The organism is Sulfitobacter sp. (assembly GCF_041552635.1).
In the GTDB taxonomy this organism is placed as follows: domain Bacteria; phylum Pseudomonadota; class Alphaproteobacteria; order Rhodobacterales; family Rhodobacteraceae; genus Sulfitobacter.
Genome location: NZ_JBFEKM010000033.1, coordinates 20,936 through 27,610, shown reverse-complemented (window position 1 = coordinate 27,610; position 6,675 = coordinate 20,936). Strand labels below are relative to the sequence as shown.

The 6,675-nt window shown below is 59.6% G+C and carries 6 protein-coding genes; 2 read left to right on the top strand and 4 right to left on the bottom strand.

Going from position 1 to position 6,675, the window contains the following annotated elements; translation table 11 throughout:
- From ABYT07_RS05860 to pepT, 4 genes are all read right to left on the bottom strand, one after another.
- Positions 1 to 1,209 (bottom strand): ABC transporter permease (locus tag ABYT07_RS05860; protein WP_372990091.1); only part of this gene is annotated, 1,209 nt, incomplete at its 3' end.
- 118 nt (positions 1,210 to 1,327) lie between these two features.
- Positions 1,328 to 1,834, bottom strand: a complete 507-nt coding sequence (locus tag ABYT07_RS05855; protein WP_372990090.1) for a DUF2937 family protein — start codon at positions 1,832 to 1,834, stop codon at positions 1,328 to 1,330.
- Between the two features lie 86 nt (positions 1,835 to 1,920).
- The gene (gene proS, locus ABYT07_RS05850; protein ID WP_372990089.1) at positions 1,921 to 3,261 is read right to left on the bottom strand and encodes a proline--tRNA ligase; all 1,341 of its coding nucleotides are present in this window, start codon (positions 3,259 to 3,261) and stop codon (positions 1,921 to 1,923) included.
- 146 nt (positions 3,262 to 3,407) lie between these two features.
- Positions 3,408 to 4,646 (bottom strand): peptidase T, encoded by a 1,239-nt coding sequence (pepT, locus tag ABYT07_RS05845; protein ID WP_372990087.1) that lies wholly within the window; start codon positions 4,644 to 4,646, stop codon positions 3,408 to 3,410.
- A 259-nt stretch (positions 4,647 to 4,905) separates the two neighbouring features.
- On the opposite strand from pepT, the gene ABYT07_RS05840 reads away from it, so the two are divergent.
- Positions 4,906 to 5,982: an AI-2E family transporter gene (locus ABYT07_RS05840; protein WP_372990086.1), complete on the top strand. Its 1,077-nt coding sequence runs from the start codon at positions 4,906 to 4,908 to the stop codon at positions 5,980 to 5,982.
- A 2-nt stretch (positions 5,983 to 5,984) separates the two neighbouring features.
- Positions 5,985 to 6,656 (top strand): chromosomal replication initiator DnaA, encoded by a 672-nt coding sequence (locus ABYT07_RS05835; RefSeq protein WP_372990085.1) that lies wholly within the window; start codon positions 5,985 to 5,987, stop codon positions 6,654 to 6,656.
- Positions 6,657 to 6,675: the final 19 nt, after the last annotated feature.

Sequence of the window (6,675 nt, the reverse complement as noted above, 5' to 3'; positions counted from 1 at the left end):
CAGGCCCACAGCGGACATCACGTCATTAAACTGCAACTTGGCCGGCAGAAAATAGATGCCCCGCACTGACGCATCCCACGCCGTGCCCCCCGACAGCCAGTTCACCACGCCGAATATCTGATCCACATAGATCGCAAACAAGCAGCCCAAAATCACGCCCATGGCGGTGCCAATGATCCCAGTGAACGCCCCGCAGATGAAAAACACCCGCAGAATGGACCCTTCGCTAAGCCCCATGGTGCGCAGAATACCGATATCGCGGCCCTTGTTTTTCACCAGCATGATCAACCCGGACACAATGTTCATGGCCGCAATCAACACCAGAATGCTGAGGATCACGAACATCACGCGGTCTTCGATATCAAGCGCATTCAGAAACGACCCGGATGCATCGCGCCATGTCCACGCCATCCCCCTGTCACCAGCGGCTGCCAGCAGCGCGTCCGTCAGGTCATCGACGCGGTCGGGGTCTTCGACCATCACCTCAAGCTCGTCGGCCAGCCCTTCGCGGTTGAAAAACGATTGTGCCTCGGCCAACGGCAGGTAGGCGCGGGTGCGGTCAATGTCATAACGGCCCGCGCTAAAGACATAGACCACTTCATAGGCGTTGACCCGCGGGCTGGTGCCAAAAGCAGTCTTGACCCCGTTTGGCGAAATGATCTTGACCATATCGCCGACGCCCACCCGCAAGGCCTGTGCCACACCGGATCCGATGGCGATGCCCTGATCGAAATTCGCCAATTCGCCGATCGCCGTATCAGGGTTTGCAATGCGCGGAATGTTCGCAAGGTCCGCAGCGTCGATGCCGTAGATCTCAATGCCTGCGTTGGCCTGCCCCTTGTTGGCCATCACCTGACCACGCACCAAAGGGGCCACATGGGTCACACCGGGCACTTGGGCGACACGTGCTGCCATTTCCAGATAGTCCGGGATGCCTGTCTCGGTGACGCCATTGGCATCCACCGTCGCCGCATTATAGATTGTCACATGGGCGTTGGCCCCCAGAATCGTGCCCACAAATTCCGCCCGAAACCCCGACCGCACAGCAAGCGTCGCAATCAGCGCAAAAACCGCCAGCGTGATCCCGATCAGGCTGATCCATGTCATGACGCTGACCCCGCCTTCGGCGCGGCGCGCCCGCAGATACCGCCAGGCAATCATCCATTCGAACGTGGCAAAGGGGGGCGTGCGGGAAACAGATTTGGCCATCAGGGGGCTCCGGTCAGGTCAGTCGCGCGCAACCTGCTGGTTTGTGCGCATCGGGTCAAGCGGCGTATAGGCGGGGCAGATCACAACAAGGGTATCGGCGGGTCTCAAAGCATACGAACTAGGTCGCAGTGGCCTTGATCTTGCGGCGGCGAAACGGCATCGCCAGCAGCCGCAGGATCAGCCCCAGCCCCAGCACGCCCAGCAAAAAACCGACCCCGCCAAACAATGCACCAGCAAAATTCAGCGGCACTGCAGGCTGATACGCCGCCCAGGCGGCCTTGGCAATTTGGGTATCGCGCATCTGCGGCAGATAATAGGCGCGCATGAACGGTCCCTGCCCTTCAAGCCGGATCAGGGCTGTGGACAGCGTGTCATGGCGCGAAAAAGTCGCCCTCATGTCAGCCCTACGCCGGTCCATGAACGGGGTCCCGGACATCTGTGCCAATGCGTCGTCCCGCGACAGACCTACGGACTGCGCCGTGGCGTCGAAATCTGCGACGACCTGCCCCAGCTCATCCACAGCCCCGCCCAGACGTTGGGCATATTGCTGCGAGAACTCCGGGAATTGCGATGTCGCTATCCCCGCGGCCAGCCCGCCTGCCAAGGTGATCGCCTTTACAATCATTCAACACCTGCCCTTGAATATGCTCCGGCCAAAGCCGGTCAAGCCCCCATCATGCAAATTGCAAAACGGGGGCCTGATTTATGCCTTCAGCGATGTTTGGCATAGATCTCCGCGATCTTCTGAACCGCGTCCTGCGGGGCCAGTTCTTCGCTTTCGCCACTGCGCCGGCTGGTCAGCTCAACCACGCCGTTCTTCAGGCCACGTGGCCCGACGGTAATCCGCCATGGCAAGCCGATCAGATCCATGGTGGCAAACTTGCCGCCCGCGCGTTCATTGCGGTCGTCATACAGCGGCTCAAGACCCAGTGCCGTGATGCTGTCATAAAGCGCCTGACAGGCTGCATCGGCCTCTTCGTCACCCTGCTTTAGGTTCACGATACCCACATGGAACGGCGTGACACCCTCGGGCCAGATGATACCCTTGTCGTCATGGCTGGCCTCGATGATTGCGCCCAACAGACGGCTGACGCCGATGCCGTGGCTGCCCATATGCACCGGCGTTGGCTTGCCATCAGGGCCCTGCACGGTCGCGCCCATAGGTTCGGAATACTTCGTGCCGAAATAAAAGATCTGACCAACCTCGATCCCGCGCGCCGTGCGCTGGCGGTCTTCGGGGACATCAGCGAACAGCGCCGCGTCATGGGTTTCATCGGTGCGCGCATACCGCGAGGTGAACTCCTCAAGCACGGCCTGACACTGATCAACAGAATCATAATCGATCTCGCGGTCACCAAACTTCAACTCGGTGATCTGGCTGTCATAGAATACCTCGGATTCACCGGTCTCGGCGAGCACCAGAAATTCATGCGTATCATCGCCACCGATGGGCCCGGAATCCGCACGCATCGGGATGGCTTGCAACCCCATGCGCTCGTAGCTGCGCAGATAGCTGACCAGATGGCGATTATAGGCGTGCAGCGCATCTTCCTTGGTCAAGTCAAAGTTATAGCCGTCCTTCATCAGAAACTCGCGGCCCCGCATCACGCCGAAACGTGGGCGGATCTCGTCGCGGAACTTCCACTGAATGTGATACAGCGTCAGCGGTAGGTCCTTGTAAGACCCCACATGGCTGCGGAAGATATCGGTGATCATCTCTTCGTTGGTGGGACCATACAGCATATCGCGGTCCTGCCGGTCCTTGATGCGCAGCATCTCGGGGCCGTACGCGTCATAGCGCCCGGATTCTTTCCACAAATCAGCAGATTGCAGCGTCGGCATCAACATCGGAATATGCCCAGCGCGCTGCTGCTCTTCGTGTACGATGTTTTCGATCTTGCGCAAAACCTTAAAGCCTAGCGGCAACCACGAATAAATCCCGGCCGCAGATTGCTTGATCATGCCAGCACGCAACATCAACCGGTGACTGACAATCTGCGCCTCCGACGGGTTTTCCTTGAGTACGGGCAAAAAATAACGGGACAGACGCATGATGATCCTCTCAGACTGAATTCAAACCTGATTATGCCAAAGCCCGTGGGGAAACAATCACCAACAGGCCCCGCTTCTCTGGCTCTCAAATATCCCGGGGTTTGGGGCAGCGCCCCAATCCAAGCCCCCCCGGCAACAACCCCCGCTTATTTTGCAGCCCGCTGCGCCACCTCCAGCGCCACCTGCACCGCCTTTGCCATATCCTGAACCGATATCCACTCAAGCGGTCCGTGAATTTCCTGCATGCCGGTAAAGATATTCGGGCATGGCACCCCCATCTCGGTCAGGCGTGACCCGTCGGTACCCCCACGGATAGCAGCCGACACCGGCTCCATCCCCACCGCGCGCACCGCATCGCGCGCCAATTCCACCGGTGTCATATCCTCTTCAAGCCAATAGCGCATGTTGCGGTATTGCGGCGTGATCTCGCAGCGCACCAGTGCCCGCGGCTCCGACGCCTGCACCGCGTCGCACACCTTGCGCAACAAATCCCCCTTGGCAGCCAACCCGTCCAACTCGAAATCGCGCAGGATAAATTTGATCTTTGCCTCAAACGCGTCCCCACTAATAGTCGAGGCATGGATGAACCCGTCCCGGTCCTGCGTCGTCTCGGGCGTCATGGTGACATGAGGCAAGGTCATCAGAACCTTCGCGGCCAGATGCAGCGCGTTGACCATCTTGTCCTTTGCCCAACCCGGGTGCGCCGACACACCCGTGACCGTCACTACCGCCCCATCGGCCGAGAAACTCTCGTATTCGATCTCCCCCGGCTTTGCCCCGTCGAACGTATAGGCAAAATCACAGGCCATATCGACGGGCAACCGCGCATCCACCCCGCGCCCGATCTCTTCGTCCGGCGTAAAGGCCAGCCGGATCGTCCCATGGGGCAAATCGCGGTTCTGCAACAAATGCCGGGCCGCCGTCATAATGATCGCCACACCTGCTTTGTCATCTCCGCCCAACAAAGTCGTTCCGCTGGCAGTTATAATATCATCGCCGCGCTTTTCGCCCAGATAAGGCGCGTTCTCGGGCGACAACTTCAAATCAGGCGCATCGGCGAACAGGATATCGCCGCCGTTATAGCCACGATGCACCACCGGCTTCACTCCGGTCGCGTTAAACTGTGGGGCGGTGTCCACATGCGCGCACCAGCCCATGACCGGCGCGCCCTCAACGGTTGCGGGCACAGTGGCCAGCACCACACCGTAATCGGTCAGGCACACATCCGCGGCCCCCATGGCCTGTAGCTCCTCAACCAGTAGGCGCGACATATCCAGCTGAATATCCGTGCTGGGGCTTGTGGTGCTGTTTTCATCACTCTGGCTGTCGATGGCGGCATAGCGCACCAATCGTTCTTCAAGCTCACGGTCAAACTCACTTCGCATACCTGCACTCCTTTTGTTGCGCCTAGTGGCATCCCAACACGTAATATTGTCAACCAAGCCCAATAGCCCACGAGACAAAAAACCGCCCGCCGAAAAAGCCACCCTTACCGGCAATCGTCACCGTCCGGTTCCAAATGGAAAAAATCCTCGCCGAAGGCTCCTCCGCAGCACCACGCAGACGCAGTTCTTTTTATCCGCAGCCCTTGAAAATCCGGCCCCGCCGCGCAATGTGGGGCATAAGCGAATGCGGAGACTGCAAATGGCACTGCCCATGAGAGATCAGATGAAATACTGGTGCGTCGCTGCTGCGGTGTTCCTTGTCGTGTTGTGGTTTACGGGGGATGTCTTGTTGCCGTTCCTGATCGGTGCGGCAATCGCCTATTTTCTGGACCCGGTGGCAGACCGTTTGGAAACCCTCGGGCTAAGCCGCGCCATGGCGACCATGGTGATCACGCTTATTGCAATCCTTATCTTTGTGCTGATGGCACTGCTGGTCATCCCCGCGTTGGTCACGCAATCGGTCAGCCTGTTCAATGTCGCGCCCAAGCTTGCCGACAACTTCATGGCGTTCCTCAGGGACCATTTCCCGACGCTCTTCGTCGAGGGGTCGACGCTGAACAACTCCATCACCTCTATCGCGGCAACCGTTCAGGAGCGCGGCGGAGAGTTGCTGCAAACCGCCCTTGCCTCGGCGGCATCCCTGCTGAATGTCATGATCCTTTTCGTGATCGTGCCGGTGGTCGCCGTCTATCTGCTGCTTGACTGGGACCGGATGGTCGCCGAGATCGACAGCCTGCTGCCCCGAGATCATGCCCCTGTCATTCGACGTCTAGCGCGCGATATCGACAAGACGCTCGCCGGTTTCGTCCGCGGTATGGGGACAGTCTGTCTTATTCTTGGCACCTATTACGCCATCGCCTTGATGCTGGTGGGCCTGCAATTCGGACTGGTCGTCGGGTTCATCGCCGGTCTCGTGACCTTCATTCCCTATCTGGGGGCCCTTCTGGGGGGCATTCTGGCGATCGGACTGGCCATGTTCCAGTTCTGGGGTGATTGGGTGTCGATCGGCCTCGTCGCAGGCGTGTTCATATTGGGTCAGACCCTCGAGGGTAATTTCCTAACCCCCAAGCTGGTCGGCAATTCCGTCGGTCTGCATCCGGTCTGGCTGATACTGGCTTTGTCGGTTTTCGGGTCATTGTTCGGATTTGTGGGCATGTTGGCAGCAGTCCCGATTGCGGCCACCCTTGGCGTCATCGCCCGCTTTGTGGCGGAGCGTTACCGTGAAAGCATGCTTTACAAAGGGACGGATTCGACCTCGGACCGCACGGAAAAGTAACCATGGCGCAGCAACTTGGCCTTGCCCTTCCCAGTCGCCCCGCACTGGGTCGCGATGATTTCTTTGTCGCCCCGTCGAACGCCATTGCCGCCGCGATGATCGACGGCTGGCGCACGTGGGCCGGCCGCAAACTGGTACTGACGGGACCTGCGGGATCAGGCAAAACGCACCTGACCCATGTCTGGGCCACACAGTCCGGCGCACGGATCATTCAGGCGCGTGACCTAGCGCGCGCAGACATCCCTGACCTTGCCAGATCTTGCGTGGCGGTGGAAAATGTCCCCCTCATCGCAGATCACCCCGATGCGCAAACCGCCCTTTTCCACCTGCATAACCTTGTGCTGGCCGAAGGGCACAGCCTGCTTTTAACCGGCACCCCCCCGGTTGCGCGATGGCAGCTGACCCTGCCCGATCTGACCAGCCGCATGCAGGCCGCCGGGGCCGTCGCCCTTGAGGCACCAGACGACATGCTGCTGACGGCCGTCCTTGCCAAGCTGCTGGCAGACCGGCAACTGACCCCCAAGCCCGACCTGATCCCCTATCTGTTACCGCGCATGGACCGTTCCTTTGCTGCCGCCGGCGATCTGGTGGCACGGCTGGATTCCGCCAGTCTGGCGCAGAAAAAACCTGTGACCCGCAGTCTTGCGGTACAAGTGCTGGACAACCGCACCTGACCCGCGCGATACTTTTTGT